This window comes from Streptomyces aurantiaciflavus, from assembly GCF_049808595.1.
Classification (GTDB): Bacteria; Actinomycetota; Actinomycetes; order Streptomycetales; family Streptomycetaceae; genus Streptomyces.
On the sequence record NZ_JBNCAQ010000001.1, the window covers coordinates 291395 to 312218 of the forward strand.

17 protein-coding genes and 1 pseudogene are annotated in these 20824 nt (G+C 73.5%); 14 read left to right on the forward strand and 4 right to left on the reverse strand.

Translation table 11 applies throughout. From position 1 onward, the window contains the following. Window positions 1-182: 182 nt before the first annotated feature. The 3 genes from ACPT94_RS01305 to ACPT94_RS01315 are packed head-to-tail and all read left to right on the forward strand — an operon-like array spanning window position 183 to window position 3357. The gene (locus tag ACPT94_RS01305; RefSeq protein ID WP_425244869.1) at window positions 183-1961 is read left to right on the forward strand and encodes a GNAT family N-acetyltransferase; all 1779 of its coding nucleotides are present in this window, start codon (window positions 183-185) and stop codon (window positions 1959-1961) included. Continuing rightward, window positions 1958-3067, forward strand: coding sequence for an HAD-IIIC family phosphatase (locus ACPT94_RS01310; RefSeq protein WP_360336694.1), 1110 nt, complete (start codon window positions 1958-1960; stop codon window positions 3065-3067). The genes ACPT94_RS01305 and ACPT94_RS01310 overlap by 4 nt, the downstream gene beginning before the upstream one ends. Beyond that, complete coding sequence (locus ACPT94_RS01315) at window positions 3064-3357, forward strand: acyl carrier protein (RefSeq protein ID WP_360336696.1); 294 nt, start codon at window positions 3064-3066, stop codon at window positions 3355-3357. Before ACPT94_RS01310 ends, ACPT94_RS01315 begins: the two co-directional genes overlap by 4 nt. 19 nt (window positions 3358-3376) lie before the next feature. Here the strand turns inward: ACPT94_RS01315 and ACPT94_RS01320 are convergent, their stop codons facing one another. The 3 genes from ACPT94_RS01320 to ACPT94_RS01330 all read right to left on the reverse strand — a co-directional run bounded on the left by ACPT94_RS01320 (window position 3377) and on the right by ACPT94_RS01330 (window position 5315). Next, window positions 3377-4243, reverse strand: coding sequence for a tyrosinase family protein (locus ACPT94_RS01320; RefSeq protein WP_360336698.1), 867 nt, complete (start codon window positions 4241-4243; stop codon window positions 3377-3379). Next, the gene (locus ACPT94_RS01325) at window positions 4227-4739 is read right to left on the reverse strand and encodes a tyrosinase family oxidase copper chaperone (RefSeq protein ID WP_425244870.1); all 513 of its coding nucleotides are present in this window, start codon (window positions 4737-4739) and stop codon (window positions 4227-4229) included. Before ACPT94_RS01325 ends, ACPT94_RS01320 begins: the two co-directional genes overlap by 17 nt. Before the next feature lie 300 nt (window positions 4740-5039). Further along, window positions 5040-5315, reverse strand: a complete 276-nt coding sequence (locus ACPT94_RS01330; protein WP_360336700.1) for a hypothetical protein — start codon at window positions 5313-5315, stop codon at window positions 5040-5042. A 551-nt stretch (window positions 5316-5866) separates the two neighbouring features. On the opposite strand from ACPT94_RS01330, the gene ACPT94_RS01335 reads away from it, so the two are divergent. The 9 genes and pseudogenes from ACPT94_RS01335 to ACPT94_RS01375 form a co-directional block, all read left to right on the forward strand. Beyond that, window positions 5867-7015 carry a DUF3344 domain-containing protein gene (locus tag ACPT94_RS01335; RefSeq protein ID WP_360336702.1) on the forward strand — a complete coding sequence of 383 codons (1149 nt, stop codon included), beginning with the start codon at window positions 5867-5869 and terminating at the stop codon, window positions 7013-7015. 47 nt (window positions 7016-7062) lie between these two features. After that, window positions 7063-8226 (forward strand): glycosyltransferase, encoded by a 1164-nt coding sequence (locus ACPT94_RS01340; RefSeq protein ID WP_360336704.1) that lies wholly within the window; start codon window positions 7063-7065, stop codon window positions 8224-8226. Between the two features lie 15 nt (window positions 8227-8241). Beyond that, window positions 8242-9666 (forward strand): exopolysaccharide biosynthesis polyprenyl glycosylphosphotransferase, encoded by a 1425-nt coding sequence (locus tag ACPT94_RS01345; RefSeq protein ID WP_425244871.1) that lies wholly within the window; start codon window positions 8242-8244, stop codon window positions 9664-9666. Window positions 9667-9695: 29 nt separating this feature from the next. Then, window positions 9696-11021, forward strand: a complete 1326-nt coding sequence (locus tag ACPT94_RS01350) for an O-antigen ligase family protein (protein ID WP_425244914.1) — start codon at window positions 9696-9698, stop codon at window positions 11019-11021. Next, the gene (murJ, locus tag ACPT94_RS01355) at window positions 11018-12799 is read left to right on the forward strand and encodes a murein biosynthesis integral membrane protein MurJ (RefSeq protein ID WP_360336708.1); all 1782 of its coding nucleotides are present in this window, start codon (window positions 11018-11020) and stop codon (window positions 12797-12799) included. Before ACPT94_RS01350 ends, murJ begins: the two co-directional genes overlap by 4 nt. Continuing rightward, entirely contained in the window at window positions 12783-13547 is a 765-nt protein-coding gene (locus ACPT94_RS01360; protein ID WP_360336710.1) for a polysaccharide deacetylase family protein, read from the forward strand. Before murJ ends, ACPT94_RS01360 begins: the two co-directional genes overlap by 17 nt. A gap of 1 nt (window position 13548) precedes the next feature. Continuing rightward, a complete protein-coding gene (locus tag ACPT94_RS01365) occupies window positions 13549-14697 on the forward strand; it encodes a glycosyltransferase (protein ID WP_360336712.1) in 1149 nt (382 codons plus the stop codon). Next, window positions 14697-15353: a YveK family protein gene (locus ACPT94_RS01370; protein ID WP_425244872.1), complete on the forward strand. Its 657-nt coding sequence runs from the start codon at window positions 14697-14699 to the stop codon at window positions 15351-15353. Before ACPT94_RS01365 ends, ACPT94_RS01370 begins: the two co-directional genes overlap by 1 nt. Beyond that, window positions 15350-16447: pseudogene (locus ACPT94_RS01375) on the forward strand (GNAT family N-acetyltransferase); the annotation flags it as partial. The gene ACPT94_RS01370 and the pseudogene ACPT94_RS01375, both read left to right, overlap by 4 nt. 41 nt (window positions 16448-16488) lie before the next feature. Here ACPT94_RS01375 and ACPT94_RS01380 read toward each other — a convergent pair. Then, window positions 16489-17874 carry a glycoside hydrolase family 26 protein gene (locus tag ACPT94_RS01380; RefSeq protein ID WP_425244873.1) on the reverse strand — a complete coding sequence of 462 codons (1386 nt, stop codon included), beginning with the start codon at window positions 17872-17874 and terminating at the stop codon, window positions 16489-16491. A 200-nt stretch (window positions 17875-18074) separates the two neighbouring features. Here ACPT94_RS01380 and ACPT94_RS01385 point away from each other — a divergent pair, with 200 nt between their 5' ends. Together ACPT94_RS01385 and ACPT94_RS01390 are read left to right on the forward strand one after the other, a co-directional pair. Beyond that, entirely contained in the window at window positions 18075-19331 is a 1257-nt protein-coding gene (locus tag ACPT94_RS01385) for a carboxylate--amine ligase (RefSeq protein ID WP_425244874.1), read from the forward strand. After that, a complete protein-coding gene (locus ACPT94_RS01390; protein WP_425244915.1) occupies window positions 19331-20596 on the forward strand; it encodes an NAD(P)-binding domain-containing protein in 1266 nt (421 codons plus the stop codon). The genes ACPT94_RS01385 and ACPT94_RS01390 overlap by 1 nt, the downstream gene beginning before the upstream one ends. Window positions 20597-20824 lie beyond the last annotated feature (228 nt).

Genomic DNA, 20824 nt, shown 5'->3' on the forward strand with positions numbered 1-20824 from the left:
AATTCCCCTCAAAAACTCCTCCCCTCCCCCCGTGTCCCCTTCCGAATTCCCCCCTCGCGCACCGAGTCGAGTCGGCACCCCGCCAGCCCGTATACTCGATACTCCTGGATTCCATACCGCCCGCCCGGAGCAGCATTGTGAAAAACGCGCCTCGACACCGTCGGAGTACCACAGCCGATCACGTGCTCACGGAAGTCGCGGACGCCGTCCGGCTCCAGGAGGGCCCGCCCGGCGTGCGGTCCGTCCTTCGTGCCCTGCGCCGCCTGGCTCCCGCCTCCACGAAGGACATCAGCCGCGCCACCGGCCTGCCCGTCCCGATCGTGGCCGCCGTGGGCAACGAGCTGCGCCGCCGGGACCTGCTCACCAAGGAGCGCCCCTCCCGGCTGACCCCGGCCGGTCTGGACGTCGTGGCCCAGCTGGGCATGGACCTCACCCTCGACGCCACCTGCACCACCTGCGACGGCCGCGAGCTGGTCATCCCCTCCGTGCTGGACGAGGCCGTGCGGCGGCTGCGCGCCGTCATGGAGTCCGGTCCCGCCGCGGACATGGCGATCGACCAGTCCCACTGCACGCCCGAGACCAAGGTGCGCCGGGTCCTCGCGCTGCTCGCGTCGGGCGCGCTGCCGGGCGGCTCCCTGCTGCTGGTCGGCGACGACGACCTCGTCTCCCTGGCCGTCGCCGTCGTGGGCGACGTCCTCGGCGCCCCGATCGTCGAGCGGGTGACCGTCGTGGACATCTCCCCCGAGATCCTCGCCTACATCAGGAAGGTGTCGGCCGGTCTCGGCACCCGCGTCGAGACGGTCGAGCACGACCTGCGCCGGCCGCTGCCGGCCGAGTTGCGCGGCGGCTTCGACGTGGCGATGACGGACCCGCCCTACACCGCGGAGGGCGCCCGCCTGTTCCTGTCGCGCGCCGTGGAGGGCCTGCGTCCCGGCCCCGCGCACAGCGTCTTCTTCTCCTTCGGCGGCAAGAGCCCCGACGAGATGCTGGAGGTCCAGCGCGAGATCATGGCCCTCGGCCTGGTCACCAACGGCTACATCCGCAACTTCAACGAGTACGAGGGCAGCGGCATCCTCGGCGGGGTCGGCTTCTTCCAGCACCTCCTCACCACCAGCTCGACCGCCTCCGTGCAGGGCGAGTACGGCGGCCCCCTCTACACCGGCGACAAGCGCACCCGGCAGCGCGAGTACGCGTGCGTGGCCTGCGGCGCCCAGGTCCGCGTCGGCCCCGGCGCCCGCTGGGCCTCGGTCGCCGCCCTGCGCGCCGACGGCTGCCCCCGGTGCGGCGAGGGCCCCTTCCGCCCGGGCCGCCTGGTCGCGGAGGAACCGCAGGCCCCGGCCGCCCCCACCACACCGGCACCGGCCCTCGTGCCGGCACCCGTGTCCGCACCGGCACCGGCACCGGCCCCCGCGCCCACCTCCCCGTCCGCCCAGCGACCCGGCTGGCGCCCCCCGACCCCCGACGACCGCGCGGCTCTGGAAAAGCGGGCGGATCCCTACGTCACCCGGCAGGCCGACGAGCGCGACCTCCCGGCCATCGGCGAGTTCGAGGCCGAGATCGCCCGTATCTCCTTCGGTGAGGACGCCGTCGACGACCCCGCCCGGCACGCGTCCCGGGTGGGCCGTGCCATGGAGAAGTCGAAGGAGGGCATGATCGTCGCCCAGCGCCCGGGCGAGGAGGCGGCCGGCTGGTGCTGGGTGAGCATCAACCAGAACCAGATGACCGGCGACCGCTACGCCAACTTCCGCTCCCTCGCGGTCGCGCCCCTCGACAACCGCGGCGACATCGCCGAGCTGCTCCTCACCGCGGGCCTGGAGTTCTGCCTGGCGAACGGCATCACGGAAGTCGTCGGACGCGTCCACGTCGGCAACGTCCCGATGCGCACGGTCTACCGCAAGTTCGGCTTCGACCCCGCCACCCTGACGATGAAGCTGCGCCTTCCGGAGGAGGACTCCCGATGACCGGGGCGACCGGCGTGACCGGCGTGACCGGCTTCGATCCCGACCGGGTCAAGTGCGTCGTCTGGGACCTGGACGGCACGCTGTGGGACGAGATCGCGGTGGAGTCGCCCACCGACGACCTGCCCACACCCCGGCCCGAGATGCTCGCCGTGATCGACGCGCTGGCGGCCCGCGGTGTGCTCAGCAGCCTCGCGAGCCGCAGCGCGCCCGCGGTCCTCGACCGGCTGACCGCCGTACCGGAGCTGCGTGAGCGCTTCCTCGCGCCGCAGGTGAACTGGCAGGACAAGAGCGAGTCGCTGCGCAGGATCGCCAAGGACCTCGGGATCGCCGTGGAGGCGCTGGTCCTGGTCGACGACTCGCCGTACGAGCGCGCCGAGGTGGAGGCGCTGCTGCCGGGCGTCCGCACCCTCGCCCCCGAGGACGTGCCCGCGCTGCTGGCGGCGTTCGAGGGCCGGGCGGTCACCCCTGAGTCGCGCGAGCGGGTCAACCGCTATCGCACCGAGGAGACCCGCCGGGCCGAGAGTGAGCGTTTCCAGGGGACGCGGGAGGAGTTCCTGCGCTGGTGCGACATGCGGCTCACCGTCGGCGCGGCCGTACCGGACGAGGTCCCCCGCGCGCTGGAGCTCGCCGCCCGCACCCACCGGCTGAACTCCTCCGGGCTGAGCCCGGAGCGGCTGCGGGCGCTGGCCGCCGCGGACGGGCACGAGCTGTACACCGCCCGCATGGCCGACCGGTTCGGCGCGTACGGCGTCATCGGGGCCGCGCTGGTCGACCGGAGCACCCCGGGCACCTGGTCGGTGCCGCTGCTGGCGCTCTCCTGCCGGGTCGCCGGCCGGGGCGCCGCGGCGGCCTTCCTGTTCTGGCTGATGGAGCGGGCCCGCGAGGCGGACGCCGAGGAGTTCCGGGTGACCCTGCGCCCGACCGACGCCAACCTGGAGATGCGGATCCTGCTGCGCCAGGCGGGACTGCGCCGCACGGAGGACGCCGGCGACACCGGCGCCGCGTCGGCGGTCCTGGGCCGGCCCCTCCACGGCGACCTGCCGAAGCCCCCCGACTGGCTGCACCTCTCCGCCCGAGAATCCACCCGAAAGGACACCGAAGCGTGACGGACTCCCCCCTCCCCTCCTCCGAAGACCGGGCAACGGTGGAACGGGAGCTCCGTTCGATGGTCGCCGAGGCCGCCCGCCTGGACACCGCCGCGGTCGCACAGCTCCCCGCCGACACCGACCTGTTCGGCCCGGAGATCGGCCTCACCTCGCTGGCCGGCGTGACGCTCCTGGGCGCGATCGACAAGCGGTACGGCGTCGACGTGGCCGCCCTGGACCTGAGCCTGGACAGCCTGCAGTCCATCGCGACACTCACCGACTTCGTCGTGGCGCACCGGCAGCCGGAGTGAGCGCCCCTTTGCGGCGGGGCTACTCGTACCGATAGATCTGGCGGTGGTCCTCCAGCTCCGCCGGGGTCGCGTCCCAGGGCGGCATCTTCTCGTCCCGTGCGATGACCCGGCCGTGCTGGGCGTCCCCCCGGGCGAGCGGCTTCGCGGGGAGGTAGCGCGCGTCCGGGTACCGCCGCTGCCAGCGGGACCACACGAGGTCGACGAAGGCGTGGTGCATCCAGAAGGCGGGGTCGTTGACGGAGGCGCCGCCCACCATGTGGCCGCCGACCCATCGGTGGACCCGGTTGTGGTTGAGCCACGACACCGTGCCGGGCCCCCGCCCCCACCCCTCCAGCCTGTTGCGGAACCCCTTGGTGGTCGTGGAGTTCCAGGGGGAGGCGTCGTACACCGGATCGGCGAGGGCCTTCTCGAGGTCCCCGGCCGTCGGCAGGGCGATCGGGTCCCGGGCGCGGCCCAGGTCGCGCATGAGGTACTCGGCGTCGGTGAACCCCTCCTTGACGGTCCACCGGCCGTGGCTGTAGGCGAAGGGACCGGTCATGACCTGCCGGTCGGAAGCCCGCCCGGTGCCGCCGAGCAGGTCGTCGGTCCACGGTACGGCCGTGGTGGTGCGGTGGCGCGTCCAGTCCCAGTACGGCACGGTCACCGACTCGTCCACGCGGCGCAGCGCCCGCTCCATCTCCAGGACGAACCTGCGGTGCCAGGGCAGGAAGGAGGGCGCCATGTGGGCCGTCCGCAGGCCGCTCTCGCCGTCCGGGAGGTAGTACTGGATGTGCATGCGCACGAACTCGTCGTACTCACCGCGGCGTTTGACCTCGAGTACGGCGTCGACGAACCGGCGCCGCTCGGACGGGGTGAGCGTGCTGACGCTTTTACGCGTGTACACCATGGCGGTGCCCCCCTTCGGTTTCCCGGCCGTCGCCCGGCGTGCCGCCGTCGTCGTCGCGGCCGCCGCTCGCGCGCGACGGGACCAGCCGCGTGGTGGGGCCGAGTTCGTCCACGGCCGCGCGCGCCGCGGCAAGCGGTGTCGGATACGACTGGTAGTGGTCGACCATGGTCATCCAGGTGCCGTCCACGCGACGCATCATGTGCAGTGGCCGCCCGTCGACGGTGACGTGCCACGTGCCGGAGGCGTCTTCCCCCGACTGCCCGTCGTCGTCTCTGATGCCGACGATGCTCCGTCCGCGATACGTCTCGTCGAACCGCGCCTCCTTGGGCCCGGCCGGCCTCGAAGCCACCAGGACCGGTGCGAGCGCCGCCCCGGCCGCCGACGCCAACAGCCCCCACAACACCCGCCTGCGACCGGTCGCCTCCGTGGGGTCGCCGACGAGCGGGACGGGATCACCGGCTCGAACAAGGTGCGTTTCGGTGGGGTTTGAGGTCACCGCCGCATCGTAGGACGAGTCAGATCGCACACGGATGCTCCGTCACCCACGCGGGTGACGCCCCGTCAACCCGACCACTCGAACGAGGGATTCTCCAGGACCCCTGGTACGCCATTTCCCACGGAGTCACCGACGACTGGATTCCGTGCCGCCCGGGCCGGGTCACTCAGGGAGCCGACATCCCGCAAAAGGCCGACTCCGCGCGACACGGAATCGGCCTCTTCGGAGCAACACCGGGAAAACGCCGGGAAACGCCGCGTCAGAAAACGGCGGGCATCGCACCCGGAGAAGTTCTCAGCGCTACAGCGACAGACCGCCCTTCAGCGGGGGGCGCTTGTTCAGGTCGGTGGACGCGCGGTCCACGGCCTTCAGCAGCGACTCCTTCCTCTCCTTCACGTCGAGCGTGTCCGTCTGCTCCAGCGGCGCCACGTGAACGGGGCCGTTGTTGAGGGTGCTCACCGTGTTGTCGAGGGTGTTGCGCGCCACGTCGTTGGCGTTCTGGGCGAACGCGGGCGCGGCGGCACCGGCGATGACCAGGGACCCGGCGATGACAGCGGCAACCTTCACAGACTTCATGGGTGTTCCTTTCTTCGGCCACATGAGTGGCCGGAGGGATTTCTACGCCGTGCACAACGAGCGCCGCCCGGTCCGGAAACCCATGTGCCGAGAATTGCCGAGTCCTCATATGAGACCTCTGAAGGATATGACTCCGAAAGGACGAGGGCGCGGCCCGAGAAAGAGTGAAAGAAACAGCCGTCGCGCCGGCGCGGGCGGACCGCCCGCGACATCGCCCGGTCAAGGGCGGCGCGGGCGTCATCCCCGGCCGGGAACAGCAGTTGGAGGTCCGCTGTCCCCCGTAAGACTGAAGAGCCCGACGATTCCGACTCGACGCCGGTGACTGCTGTATGACTCAGGGAGCACTGCCGCCCGGCGGCCGGGTCAGGAACGCATTACTTCACCAATCCGACACACTTGCCCCGTTTCCGGGGATTAAGTCTGACAACGGCTAGTGTGGCGCACCTCCCGACGCGGTCTTCAGCATGCAATCGCCTTGGCGCTGCCCCTGACGCCGCACCCTTCGTGCTGCCCCCGACCCCCCGACCTGTTCCGAAAGGGCAACGCCCGTCATGCGCAATTCCCTGGCCCCCCTGCTACGCCGTGCGACGGCGGGCGCCCTCGCCCTCGCCGGGATCTGGGCTCCCACCGGCGCCCTGGCGACCGCGTCTGCCGCGCCGCCGTCGCCGGAGGCGGGCCGACTCGCGTTCGCCCAGCGCTACCACACGGTCCAGCACGGAGGCATCGCCCGCGCGGCCAACGTCTCCATCACCTGCCGGATGCCACGGGCGGTGCACGGAACCCTGGCGTCGACGGCGCACTCCTGCCCGGCCGCACGCGGGGGGCGGAGCGGGGCGAACAGTGACTTCGACATGTCCTACGTCGACGTCGACAAGGACCCGAACACCTACAACTCCTCCCGCGCGGAGGTCCGTCTGCCCAAGGGTTCACGGGTCGGCTACGCACGGCTGTACTGGGGCGGCAACCTGCGCGTCGGCGAGCAGAAGCCGCCCAAGGACAACGGGCGGGTGCTGGTCGCCGAACCGGGCGGGGAGTACCGGGAGGTCCTCGCGGACACGGTGGTCGGCCACCGCGTGGCGCACGGCGCGGACGCCTTCCAGGCCTCGGCGGACGTCACGAAGCTCGTGCGGGAGAGCGGGCCGGGTCTGTACACCGTGGCGCAGGTCAACGTGGCGATGGGGAAGTCGGCGGCCGGCGCGTGGGGTGGCTGGACGCTGGTGGTGGCGTACGAGAACCCGGCGCAGCCGTTGCGGCACCTCGCCGTCTGGGACGGCTTCGACGCGCTGACCTCGGGTGCGGGGCAGGAGATCTCGCTGCGCGGACTGCGGTTCCCGGCGGGCGCCGGCGGCCGCGTCGGCCTGGTGACGTACGACGGCGACCGCGGCCTGACCGGCGACACCCTCACCCTCACGACGGCCCGCACCCGCTCCGCCCGTCCGCCCCTGCGCACCCCGGCGACCGCCCTCACCGACCCCCTCAATCCCCGCGACGACGTCCTCAACTCCACGATCAGCGACCCGGGGAGGGACCAGCCGCTGCGGGTGCCGGCGTACGCGGGCACCCTCGGCTACGACTCCGACGTGTTCGATCTCGGAACTGGTCTGCGCCACGGCGGCGACCAGCTGGCCTTCCGCCTCGTCTCCCAGCGGGACACGGCGTGGGCCGGCGTGCTCTTCGTCGCCGTCGACGCCCAGCAGTGAGGCCTTCTCTCCCGTCCCCAGCGTCACCGTGAGCGAGGACATCGCGCATGCATCAGTCATCAACCGACCCTCGCCCGCGGGTCCTTCACGTCACCCAGCCCGTGGACGGCGGGGTCGCCCGCGTCGTGACGGACCTGGTCCGGGCGCAGATCGAGGCCGGTCTGGCCGTCACCGTGGCCTGTCCCGACGGCGCGCTCACCACCGGGCTGCGGCCCCTGGGCGCGGACGTACGGCACTGGCGGGCGACGCGGTCACCGGGTCCGTCGCTCGCCCGGGAGGTACGGCACCTCGCGCGTGTGGTCCATGACGTGCGCCCCCAACTGGTGCACGCGCACAGCGCGAAGGCCGGGCTCGCCGGGCGGCTCGCCGTGCGGGGGCGGATCCCCACCGTGTTCCAGCCGCACGCCTGGTCGTTCGAGGCCGTCGGCGGGGCCACCTCGGCGCTCGCGCTGGTGTGGGAACGGTGGGGGGCGCGTTGGGCCTCCCAGGTGGTGTGCGTGAGTGAGGCGGAGCGCACGACCGGTGTGCGCGCCGGGATCCGTGCGCGGTGGAGCGTCGTCCCCAACGGCGTCGACCTGCGGCGCTTCCGCCCCGCCCCCACCGCCACCGTGCGGGCCGGGCTGAGGCCGCTGGGCGGGGTCGATCCGGCCGCGCCGCTGGTCGTCTGTGTGGGGCGGCTGTGCCGGCAGAAGGGCCAGGACGTCCTGCTGGAAGCGTGGGACACCGTCGCCCGCAGGGTGCCCGGCGCTCGTCTCGTCCTGGTCGGCGACGGGCCGGACCACGACCGGCTGCAGGCGCGGGCGCCGAGGTCCGTGGTGTTCGCGGGGGCCGTCGACGACGCCGTCCCCTGGTACCAGGCCGCCGATCTCGTCGTCCTGCCGTCCCGTTGGGAGGGCATGGCGCTGGCCCCGCTGGAGGCCATGGCCTGCGGACGGCCGGTGGTGGTCACGGACGTCGACGGTGCCCGCGAGAGCCTGCCCCCCTCACACGATCCCCACTGCCTGGTCCCGCCGGAGAACCCGGCGGTGCTGGCCGACGCCCTCGCCGCGCTGCTGCTCGACCTGCCGCTGCGCGAGTCACTCGGCCGGCAGGGTTTCCGGCATGTCCTGTCCTCACACGACGTGCGGCACACCGCCGAGGCGGTTGCGGACGTCTACCGCCATCTGATCGACCTGCGGCCCGCACCACGCGTCAGCGCCCACAGAGCCTAGGGAGCACGTCCTCTCGTGTCCGCGGAAAGCACCGTCTCGTCCCCCGGCACATATCCCCGGGATCACGGATTCAAGCCCGTCTCGATCGTGCCGCCCCGCGGCACCACGGGGGGCCGGTTCCCCCTGCGCAGGTCGTCCGCGTGGTCGGCCGCGTCGGTGCCCCTTCTCGTCGCGGACGGCACAGCAGCGCTGCTGGGTGCGCTGATACTGACCGGCGATCAGCTCCACCCCCTGCTGTCGGCCGTGCTGGTGGCGGCGGCGCTGCTGCTGCGCCCACGCCACACGTGTCCGCCGGTACCGGGCGTGCTCGACGAGCTTCCCGCCGTCTGCGGCCGCACAGCGGTGGCCTGGCTGGCGCTCGCCACGCTGGCGGCGGCGTACCGGCCGGACCACGCGCTGTCCGCCCGCACCCTGCTGATGGGCTTCGCCGTGCACGCGGCGGCGAGTTGCGCGCTGCGCGGCGGCGTGCACGCGGCGTGGCGCGCCGCGCTGCTGCGCAACCCGCGCACCGCCCTCGTCATCGGCCCGGTGGCGACCGCGCAGCGCGTGGCGGCCGCCGTGCTGCGGCACCCGCAGTGCGGGGTGCGGCCGGTCGGGATCGTGTCGGAACGGCAGGACGACGCCGAGGACCTGCCCGTGCTGACGGCGAGTGAGGAGATCGAGCGGGCGATCGTCCAGAACGGGGTGCGGGCGGTGCTGTCCGTCCATCCCTCCGTACGGGCCGAGCAGGAACCGCTGCTGCGCGCGCTGGCCGAGTGGGGCTGCGTGGTGTGGGAGGTCGACCCTGACTCTCCGTCGTACGCGACCAAGGAGCGGCTGGCCGGGTTCTCCTGCCGGCGTCTGGACAGGTCGGCTGCGCGCTGGGCCGGCGCGGGCAAGAGGGCGCTGGACGTCCTTGTGTCGGGGGCGCTGTTGCTGCTGGTCAGCCCCCTGTTGCTGGTGTTCGGGGTGGCACTGCGGATCAGCGAGGGGCCGGGCGTGGTGTTCCGGCAGGAGCGCATCGGCAAGGACGGAAAGCCGTTCACACTGCTGAAGTTCCGCACCCACCGCCCCGTCGACCAGCAGGAGGCGGCGACCCGGTGGAGCGTGGCGAACGAGCACGAGATGCGCGGGTTCTGCCGCATGCTGAGGCGCACCTCGCTCGACGAGCTGCTGCAACTGTGGAACGTGCTCCGGGGCGACATGAGCCTGGTCGGACCGCGGCCCGAACGCCCTTACTTCGTCAAGCAGTTCAGCGGCGTCTATCCCGGCTACGCGGCCCGGCACCGCATGCGGACCGGCATCACCGGCCTCGCCCAGATCCATGGGCTGCGCGGTGACACGTCCATCGAGGACCGCTGCCGGTTCGACAACGTCTACATCGACAACTGGTCGCTGTGGCAGGACGTGTGCATCCTGCTGCGCACCGCGGGCACGCTCGTGCGTCGGACGGGGAGCTGAAAGCCGTGAGCCTCGTCCTGCCGGCGCGCATGCGCCGGGGCGCCGCCCTGACGCCGGTCCTGCCCGTGGTGGCCGTGTTCGCCGTGCTGGCGCTGCCGCTCGACCCGAGCGGCGAGGGTGGTCCGGGTGCCGCCGACGCCGTGTCCGGGGTGGTGGTGCTGTACTGCGCGGTCCGTCTCGTACGGGACCGGCGGCGCCCCTTGTCGCGCACCGCCGCCGTGGTGCTGGGCCTGCCGGTGGTCGGGCTGAGCCTCGCCGCGCTGGGGGCGTACACGCCCGGCGCCGGTGTCGCCGGACTGGGCCGGTATCTGCAGGTGTTCGTGCTCGTCCCGGCGGCGGTCCTGCTGCTGATCCGTCACCGGGGCGACTTCCGGCTGCTGGCCTGGTCGTTCGTGGGGCTCGCGCTCTGGCAGGGGGCCGTCGGCGTGCACCAGTACGTCACCCGGACCGGCGCCTCCTACCAGGGCGAGCAGATCCGGGCCGTCGGCACGTTCGGGCCGCAGGACGTGATGGGCATGGCGACGGTGGTCGGCATCGGCCTGGTGTGCGCGCTCGGGCTCGCGCTCGGGCGGCCGTCCCCCCGGCAGCGGGGGGCCGCTTTCGTGTGCGCGCTGGCGCTGCTGCTGCCGCTCGCGCTGTCCTTCAGCCGGGGCGCGTGGATCGCGACGGCCCTGACCTGCGGGGTGCAGCTGGTGCTGGCCGGGCTGCGGCGCGCGCTCAAGGTGGGCGCGACCGTGGCCGCCGCGGGTGTGGTCCTGGTGGGCGGTTTCGGTGTCGGCACGGCCATGCTGCAGGAGCGGCTCGACAGCATCACGCGGGTCGCCGACGCCCCCGACCAGTCCGTCGTCGACCGGTACACGATGTGGGCGGCCGCGACCGACATCTGGCGGGACCACCCGTTGACCGGCGTCGGGTTGAAGGGCTTCCCCGAGTACCGGGACGGGTACGCCTCGTCGGCGCTGTCCGCGGGCAGTGACACCGAGGGCGCGGGGGCCGCGTTTCGCAAGCAGCCGCTGCTGTCGCCGCACTGCATGTATCTGCTGGTGCTCAGCGAGCAGGGCCTGATCGGGTTGCTGGCACTCGCCGGGAGCTGGCTGGCGCTGCTGGTGTGCGGGCTGCGGGCGCTGGTGCGGGCCCGCGCGTCGGGGGCGCACGGCCTCGACTGCGCGCTCATCGCCTGCGGGTTGCTGGTGTGGCTGCTCATCGACTTCGTGTACGCCGACATCGGCGGCCCTTCCACCGTGCTGACCGCGGTGTGCCTCGGGATGGTCGCGTGGTGTGCGCTGGCCGGGAACGGCGAGGCCGTGACGCCGGCCCCGGTGCGCGCGTGCGCGGAGAAGGCCGTGGCGCGATGACCGTGACGCCGCCGCGGGCTCCCGGTCCCGGGGCCGACACAGCGGCCGTACCCGCGGCGCGCCCCGCCGAGCGGGCCGTGGACGGCACCGGCCTCACCGCGGTCACCCGGAAGTTCCTCGCCAAGGCCACCCTGATCACGGCGTCGCTGTCGGTCGCCGGCGCGCTCCTCGGCCTGGTGCGGGACCAGGCACTGGCCCGGCTCTTCGGGGCGGGCCGCGAGACGGACGCCTTCCTGGTCGCGTGGACCGTGCCGGAGTTCGCCGCCACGCTGCTCATCGAGGACGGGCTGGCCATCGCGCTGATCCCGGCGTTCAGTCTGGCTCTGGCCCGGCGCGCCCAGGGGGTCCCCGGCGACCCGGTCCGCTCCCTGGTCGCCGGCACCCTGCCCCGTCTGTCCCTCGGCTTCGTCGCCGTGTCCGCGCTGATCATCGGCGGCGCCCCCTACCTGGTCGAGGTGCTGGCGCCCGGCCTGCCCGACCCCGGCCTGGCCGTCGACTGCACCCGGCTGACGGCGACCTGTGTGCTGAGCTTCGGGCTCGCCGGGTACTGCAGCGCGGCCCTGCGGGCCCACCGCCGCTTCCTGCCGCCCGCGACGATCTACGTGGTCTACAACGCCGGCATCATCGCCACGATGTTCCTGCTCGGCGGGCACTGGGGGGTGCGCTCGGCGGCGGCCGGGGTGGCGGTGGGCGGCTGCCTGATGGTGGCGGCCCAGCTTCCCTCCCTGTGGCGGCAGTTGACGAGCCACCCGGTCACCCCGGGCGGTGCCGACGTCGAAGTGCGTCCGATGAACGTCGCCCTGATCAGCACCGTTCTGCTGTTCGCCATGTGCCGCCAGTCGCAGGTCCTGATCGAACGCTTCCTCGCCTCCACCCTTCCCGCCGGCGCCATCTCGCACCTCAACTACGCGCAGAAGGTCGCCCAGATCCCGATGACGCTCTCGCTGATGCTGTGCACCGTCACCTTCCCGGTGGTGGCGCAGGCGCTCGCGGACGGCGACACCGAGCGGGCCCGCGCCCGCGTGGAACGGGACATGGCGCTGGCTTCCTTCCTGGTGCTCCTCGGCGCGGCCACGGTGATCGCCTGCGCCCCCCAGATCATCACCATCCTGTTCCAGCGGGGCGCGTTCACCGCGCAGGACACGGCGGTGACCTCGAGCGTCATGCGCGTGTACGCCCTCGGGCTGCTCGGCCAGACCCTGGTGGGAATCCTGGTCCGCTCGTACTTCTCGGCGGGCCGGGCCACCTGGTATCCGATCGGCGCCATGGCCGCGGGTCTCGTCGCGACCTCCTGGATCGGGGCGGGGACCGTGGGCCTCTGGGGCGTGTCGGGGATCGCCGCCGCCAACGCCGCCGGCATCACCGTCACGGCCGCACTGCTGCTCGCCGGTCTCGGGCAGGAGCCGGAGGGGCGCGCCCGCCTCAAGAGCGCGCGGGCCCGCACGTCCGAGGGGCCGCGCAGGCTCGCCTCGGCGTGGGCCTTGGTGCGCCGCGGCCGGGCCGGGCGGCACAGCCGTCCGCGCGGGGTCCCCATCCGTACCCGGCAGGTGCTGTCCGAACTGAGCAGGCCGGTGCGGGCGGCGGCCGCTGCGACGGCGGCGGGGGCGTTCGCCGCGAGCGTGCCGGAGTCCCCGGTGGCCGGCCTCGCGGTCGGCTGCGCGACCGTGACCGTCGTCTTCCTCCTGCTCGGAAAGGCCCTGGGCGCCCAGGGCTGCACATCCGCGCTTCATTCCGTCCGTACCATCACGCGAAGGCTGAGGCATGGCCGCTCCAGTTGAATCCGTAGGATCCGGCAGACGCGACGGAGCGCGTCCGGGTCCGGTCCCGTGGGTGGCGATGTACCACTCCGTGGGCGACTGCTCCGACGACCCGTACCGCATCACGGTCACGCCCGAGCGGCTGGACCGGCAGCTGGCCTGGCTGCGCCGGCGCGGACTGCGCGGGGTGTCCCTGCGCGACCTGTTCGCCGCCCGCGCCCGGGGTGAGGGGCGGCGCCTGGTCGGTCTCACCTTCGACGACGGATACGTCGACTTCCTCACCCACGCTCTTCCGGTGCTGCGCCACCGGGGCTGCGGCGCCACCCTCTTCGTCCTGCCCGGACGGCTCGGCGGCGTCAACGCCTGGGACCCGCTCGGCCCGCGCAAGCCGCTGCTGACCGCGGACGGCATCCGGCGGGCGGCCGCCGAGGGCGTGGAGATCGGGTCGCACGGGCTGACGCACGTCGACCTCACCCGGGCCGGCGACGTCACCCTGAAGGCCGAGGTCACCGAGAGCAGGGCGCTGCTGGAGGAGCTGATCGGCGCTCCGGTCGACGGCTTCTGCTACCCGTACGGCACGATCGACCGGCGCGCCGTCGCCGCCGTGCGGGAGGCCGGGTACACCTACGCCTGCGCCATCGACCCCGGCCCCCTGACCGGCCCGCACGCCCTGCCCCGTCTGCACATCGGCCAGAACGACACGGCCTGGCGGCTGCACCTCAAGCTCAAGCTGCACCGGCTGCGGCGGCGCCCCGTGAAGGGCGTGTGACGTGAGGGCCCTGCACATCATCACCGGTCTCGGCGTCGGCGGAGCCGAACAGCAGCTCCGCCTGCTGCTGCGGCATCTGACCGTCGACTGCGAGGTGGTGACCCTCACCAACCCGGGCGCCGTCGCCGACGGGCTGCTCGCCGACGGTGTCCGGGTGCACCACCTCGGCATGGGCGGCAACCGCGACCTGTCCGCGCTGCCCCGTCTGATCCGCCTGATCCGCGCGGGCGGTTACGACCTGGTGCACACCCACCTCTACCGCGCCTGCGTCTACGGCCGGTTCGCCGCCCGCCTCGCCGGCGTCCGGGCCGTGGTCGCCACCGAACACTCCCTGGGCGCGTCCCAGTTGGAGGGCCGGAAGCTGACGGCGGGCGTCCGCGCGCTCTACCTGGCCAGCGAGCGCCTCGGCTGCGCCACGGTCGCCGTCTCCCCCGCGGTCGCCGACCGCCTCAGACGCTGGGGCGTGCCCTCCCCGCGCATCCAGGTCGTCCCCAACGGCATCGATCTGGCCCGTTTCCGCTTCGACGTGACCCAGCGCCACCACACCCGCCGGCGCCTCGGCCTGCCGGAGGACGCCTACGTCGTCGGAGGGATCGGCCGGCTCATCGCGAGCAAGCGCTTCGACGTCCTCGTCCGGGCGATGGCCCGGCTTCCGGACGACCACTGGCTGTTGCTGGTCGGCGGCGGCCCGGAGGAGAGCGTCCTGCGCCGGACGGCGCACGAGGCGGGCGTGGCCGACCGCGTCCTGTTCACCGGCGAACGCCCCTACGTCCCCGACGGCTCCCCCGGCCCGGACCTGCCCTCGCTCACCTTCGCCATGGACCTCCTCGCCTCGCCGTCCCCGGAGGAGTCCTTCGGCCTGGCGGCGGTGGAGGCCCTGGCATCGGGCCTGCCCGTGCTCTACGCCTCCTGCCCGGCGATCGAGGACCTGCCCCCGCGGGCCGCCGCCGACGCCCGGCGCGTGCGCGGCGGCCCCGAGGAGTACGCCCGTGCCGTGGCCGGGGTGCGCGCGGCCGGACCGCGGCCGCGTACGGCCCCCGAGGCCGCCCACCGCTACAGCATCTCCCGCAGCGCCGCCCGGCTCATGGACGTGTACGCGGCAGCGCTGTCCAGCTCACCGACCCACTCACTCCAGAAGGCCAGTTCCTGATGACCGACAATCCCACCCGGCACCGCCGGCAGCCCGGCCGCCTGGCCCGCGCCTGCCTTCTGCGGCCCTGGTCGCTGCTCGCGGCCGGCGCGCTCGTCGGCGGCCTGCTCGGCGTCGCCTACGGCACGCTCAAAGCCCCGACGTACACAGCGACCAGCTATGTCGTCGCCGTACCGACCGAGAAGTCCGACTCGGCCTCCGCGCTCGGCTTCGCACAGGCGTACGGCCGCACCGCCACGCAGCTCGCGGTGCTCGGGGACGCGCAGTCGTCGGTGGGCGTGCCGGTCCGGACGCTGCAGCGGAACGTGCGGGCGGCCACCTCGCCGGACGCGCCGATGATCGCCGTCTCGGCCACCTCCCCGCGCCCCGGCCTCGCCTCCGACATGGCCAACGCGGTCACCCGCGCGCTGACCCGGCACGCGAACGAGACCAAGAGCAGCACCCACGTCGAACTCATCCAGTTCTCCCGGGCGGTGCGCCCGACGGACCCGACGTCCGCGTCACCGATGGTGACCGGTCTGGTCGGCACGAGCGCGGGCGGCCTGCTCGGCGGCCTGGCGCTGCTCGTACGGCCGAGGCGTGCGGAGGACGACGACGCCCGCTCCGCCTCGGTGCCCGGCCCGGCCACCGCCACCGACGTGCGCGGGCAGCTGTGACGGCGGCCTGGACGACGGAACTGGTCACCGACGGGCGCGCCTTCGCCGAGGTGGCCGCGGACTGGGGACGGCTGTACGAGCGGTGCGCCGCGGCCACGCCGTTCCAGACCCACGCCTGGCTGCACTCGTGGTGGGTGTCGTACGGCAGGCCCGGCCGGCTGCGGCTGGTGCTCGTGCGGGAGGGGGCCGACCTAGTGGCGGCCGCGCCGCTGATGCTCCGGCGCGGCCCGGTGCCCACGCTCGTGCCGCTCGGTGGGGCGATCTCCGACTACGGGGACGTCCTCATCGACGACGAGCGGGCGGACCGGGCGGCCGGCGTGCTCGCCGAGGCGCTGTCGGCCGCCGCCCGCACCGCGCTGATCGACTTCCGCGAGGTGCGGCCGGGCGGTGCGGTCGAGTACGTCTACGACCGCTGGAGCGGGCCGCGCCGGCGGATGCCGGACTCGCTGTGCCTGGAACTGCCCGCCGTGCCCATGAACGAACTGCTGTCCCGGCTGCCGTCCAGCAAGGCCCAGCGGGTCCGCGCCAAGCTGCGCAAGCTGGGGTCGCTCGGCGTGGAGCGAACCGTCGTACCGCCCGACGGGGTGGGCGCGGCGCTGCGGCGGCTGCTCGAACTGCACCGGCTGCAGTGGCAGGGCCGGAACGTGACGCCGGAGCACCTGCAGCCACGCTTCTGCGAGCACCTGGTGCGCTCCGTGGGGCCGATGGTGCGCTCCGGCGACGCGGTGGTCACCGAGTTCCGGCTCGACGGCGACGTCGTGGCCGTGGACCTGACGCTGCTGTCGCGGCGGCTCGCGGGCGGCTACCTGTACGGCGCCCATCCGCGCCTGCGGGAACGCAAGGCGGACGTGGCGGTGATGCTCCTCGACGCGTGCACCCAGCACACGGGGAACGGCGGGCTGGGCACGCTGAGCCTGCTGCGCGGCAACGAGCCCTACAAGCATCACTGGCGTCCCGAACCGGTCGTCAACCAGCGGCTGCTGCTGGCCCGGCGGCGCACGGCCCCGCTGATCTCGGCCGTGGTCGCCGACGTGGCCGCGCGGCGGCAGGCCAAGGAGATGCTGCGTCGCTTCCGGGAGCGGACCGCCGACGGCGGGCCCGCCCCGGAACCCGCCGCCGGCGACGGCCGCGGCCGCTATCGGGTCCACGAACGCCAGTCGGGAGGCAGGCACAGCCCGTTGCCGAGCCCGCCCTCGACCCAGTCGCCGACGCGGGGCGGCGAGCAGCCCGTCGCGGGCGACACGGCGGGAAGTCCGGTGGGCGCGGGCGGCACGGACGGCACGGGCGGCGTCGCCGGTTCGTCGGCGCGGCCGAAGAGGGCCGACCGGTAGGCCCGGGACGAACCGGGGTTGGCCGGGCACTGCCAGACACCGTGCGGGCAGTAGTCGGTCACCGTGTTGTACAGCGGTTTGTGCTCGTCCATCCAGGCGAGCATCCGCCGCATGTATTCGACGTTGTCACCGTTACGGAAGAGTCCCCATTCGGGATAGGAGATGGGCTTGTTGTGGAGTCTCGCGAATTCCACGTGTGTCTGAAGTCCGAGGGGCTCTTTCACCTGCTCGTCGAAGGAAAGTCCTCGCGGCTGGTCGTACGCGTCCATGCCGATGATGTCGACCGTGTCGTCCCCCGGGTAGCACTGCGTCCAGGCGACGGCGTCCAGGCCGCGGCTCGGCGTGAAGTCGAACCGGAACTGCTGACCCGGCACCGAACGCATGGCGGTGACGATCCTGTTCCAGTACGTCTTCCAGGCCTCCGGGTCGGGCCCGCAGCGATGGGTGTACGTCGAGCCGTTCATCTCCCAGCCGAGCACCAGGACCGTGTCGGGCACCCCCAACGCGACGAGCCGCTCGGCCAGGGTGCGGAAGTGGTGATCGAAGTCGCCGGCCGCGCCCTGCCGGAGCAGCGACCGGACCTCGTCGTCGGAGACGCCCTCCTCGTTGCGCTCCTGCAGGGGCACGTTGAGGACGAACATCCGGTCGTCCTTGGCCTTGCGCCAGCGCGCCCATGTCTCGAGGAAGCCGGGGGCGCCCTCGATGTTGCTCCAGCGGTCGCCGGGCAGGTAGGTGTGTCCGACGCGCAGGTCGGCGTTCCCGAGCCACCTGCTGAGCTTCCTGATGCGGGCCACGCCCCGGGATCCGGAGTCGAGGAAGGCGCCGAACGCGGGGCTCTCCTTGCCGGGCGCCGGGGTCGCCGGCGCGGCCGCGGAGGAGCTCGGCCCGGCGGGCGCCGGCGGCTGGAGGGCGGGCGGCGCCGTGAGGGCCGGCGTGGCCGAGGGGGTCTGCGGTGCTGACGGCACGTCCGACGCGGTCACGCCGGGTTTCTGGGGCGCCGGCGGCGCGTCCGACGCGACCGTCACGGGTGCCGGCGGCACCGGGGGGGCCGATGCCGGATCGGGAGGCTCGGTGAAGGGCACCGTACCCACTGCGAAGCCGGTCCCGGCGGCCAGCGCCGCCGAGACGGCGACCGCCGCCGCGACGACCGCCAGCCGCCCCGTCCGGGCCCGGCGCTGTTGTAGGACCATGCCTGCTCCTCTCTCCTGCTGTCCTGCTGTCCTGCCGTTGCGCTTCTTCTGCGGCTGTCGGTCTTCTTCCTCGCTGTTCGTATTACTGACACGCGGTCACATGAAGTCAGTCATATGAAATGGAATAACGCCACTATCCCTACCGCTTTCGAGTGCCTCACTCGCCCGCACGGGTGAGCCGAACCGAAGGAATGAAGTCTGTGCCGCCGCTCGACACCCGCGTCCCCGCCGTTCTTCTGCGGATCGACCGGAATCCCTTTCACCACGGAACGCTGGGTGCCGTGCGCTCGCTCGGCAGAGCGGGAGTGGAAGTGCACGTGGTCGCCGATTCCACGGGAAGCCCCGTGTCCGGATCGCGTTTCGTACGGGAAATGCACCCCCCGCCGCCACCCGGGTCGTCCCCCCGCGAGATCGCCGACGCGCTGCGCCGGGTGGCCACCGGGATCGAGCGGCCCGCCGTCCTGATCCCGATGGACGACGCGAGCGCGGTCGCCGTGGGCCGCATGCGCGAGGAACTCGCGCCCTCCTATCTGCTGCCGGCCCCCGGCGCGCTGCCCGAACACGTCGCCGACAAGGCCGAACTGGCCGCCGTCTGCGCGGCCCTGGACATCCCGCACCCGGTGACGCTGGTCCCGGACAGCCCGGCGCAGGCCGCCGACGCCGCCCGGCGGCTGGGGTTGCCGCTGGTGGCCAAGTGGAGCCGGCCCTGGCTGCTGCCGGCCGACAGCGGGCTGCGCAGCACGGTCCTGGTCGACACCGCGCGCCAGGCCCGGGAGCTGTATCTGCGCGCCGAGGAGGCCGACAGCCCGCTGCTGCTGCAGGGCTACCTGCCGCCGGGCCCGGACCGCGACTGGTTCGTCCACGGATACGCCGACCGCTCCTGCGCGGTGCGCGGGGGCGGGACGGGCCGCAAGCAACGGGCGTGGCCGCGCGGGGCGGGCCTGACCGCGGTCGGCTGCTGGACGGCCAACCCACAGGTGCAGGCGCTCGCCGAGCGGCTCACCGGCGAGCTGGGCTACCACGGCATCTTCGACCTGGACTTCCGCCGCTGTGGCGCGACGGGCCGCTATCACCTGCTCGACTTCAACCCGCGTCCCGGCGCCCAGTTCCGGCTCTTCTCCGACTCCGCCGGACTGGACGTCGTACGCGCTCTGCACCTCGACCTGACGCACCGTCCGCTGCCGGAGGCCGCGCCGCTGGTGGGACGGTCGTTCGTGGTGGAGAACTACGCGCCGCTCGCCGCGCTGCGGCCTGCTCCCCGCGGCCGCGAACTGGCCTGGCACGCCGCGGACGACCCGGCTCCCGGCCGGGCGATGCGGACCCTGTGGTGCCGTCATGTGTCCCGCCGGCTGCGGGAGCGACTCAGCGCGGCCCTGCCGGCGCCCGCGCCGGCGCGCACGGCCCGCCCGGCGACCATGCCGTCCCTGACCGACGACGAGAAAGCGAGCAGTTGCTGATGTACGACCTGCTGGTGGTGGGCGCCGGTCCGTACGGCCTGTCCATCGCGTCCCACGCCGCGGCCGCCGGGCTGAGCCTGCGTGTCCTCGGGCGGCCCATGGCGTCCTGGCGGGACCACATGCCCAGCGGCATGTTCCTGAAGTCGGAACCGTGGGCCTCCAACCTCGCCGATCCGCACGGCCGTTGGCGGCTGGACGCGTACTGCGCCACCCGCGGGATCACGGCACGCCACGCGCAGCCGATCCCGGTGGCGACGTTCGCCGCGTACGGCCTGTGGTTCGCGCGGCACGCCGTACCCGGGGTGGACGAGCGCATGGTGAGCCGGGTGGCGGCCTGTCCGGCCGGCTTCGAGGCGGTCACCGAGGACGGAGAGGTGCTGCGCGCCCGAACCGTGGCGCTGGCGGTCGGCGTCATGCCCTTCGTGAAGCTGCCTTCCCCGCTGCGCGGCCTGCCCTGCGCGCTCGTCACGCACAGCAGCCACCACAGTGACCTCGGCCGTTTCCGCGGCCGGGACGTCACGGTGATCGGGGGCGGTCAGGCGGCCCTGGAGACGGCGGCGCTCCTCGCCGAACAAGGCACCCGCGTACGGGTGCTGGCGCGGGCGGACCGGCTGCGCTGGAACGACGTGCCGCCGCCCGAGCAGCGCCCCTGGTGGCAGTCGGCCCGCACCCCGCACAGCGGCCTCGGCTGCGGCTGGCGCAACTGGTTCTACGCCGAACGTCCGGACCTCTTCCGTCGCCTGCCCGAACCGACCCGGGTGCGTGTCGCGGCCACCGCGTTGGGGCCGGCGGGCGCCTGGTGGGTGCGGGACCGGGTCGAGCCGGCGGTGGAGACGCTGCTCGGCCGCGAGGTCGCCGCGGCCCGTGCGGTGCCGGGCGGCGTACGGCTGGAGACGGTGAGCCGGACGGGGGAGCTGGGCACCGTGGAGACCGAACACGTCATCGCGGCCACGGGGTTCCGGGCGACCCTGGACCGGCTGGACCTGCTCTCCGCCGAGCTCCGCGGGACCCTGGCGACGACGGCCGACGGCTCCCCCGCGGTCGGGCGGGGCTTCGAGTCGTCGTACCCGGGGCTGTTCCTGGCGGGCCTGCTCACCGCCTCCGCCTTCGGCCCGGCCATGCGCTTCGTCCACGGCGCGACCTTCACCGCGACGACCCTCGTGCGAGGCGTACGCCGGCGACTGAGCGCCGCCGCACCCGCCCGGCCCGTCCCGGTACCGGCGGGCCGGAAAGCCGCGGAGGCACTGGGGAACACGCGCCACTGACCGGACGTGCGGCAGTCAGTTCCTCCTCTTCCTCCTGCCGCCGCGCCGGGAGGCGACTTCACGCCTGCCGTAGTTTCGCTGCCACCGGATCTTCTGACTGGTCCAGTGGTGGGACCCGGTGAAGTGCCAGTACCGGCAGTCGGAGCATCGGTAGATACGGTCCGGGATCCGGTCCAGCAGCGGCTGCCTGACCAGCCAGACCCTCGCCTCGGATTCAGTGCGGAACGA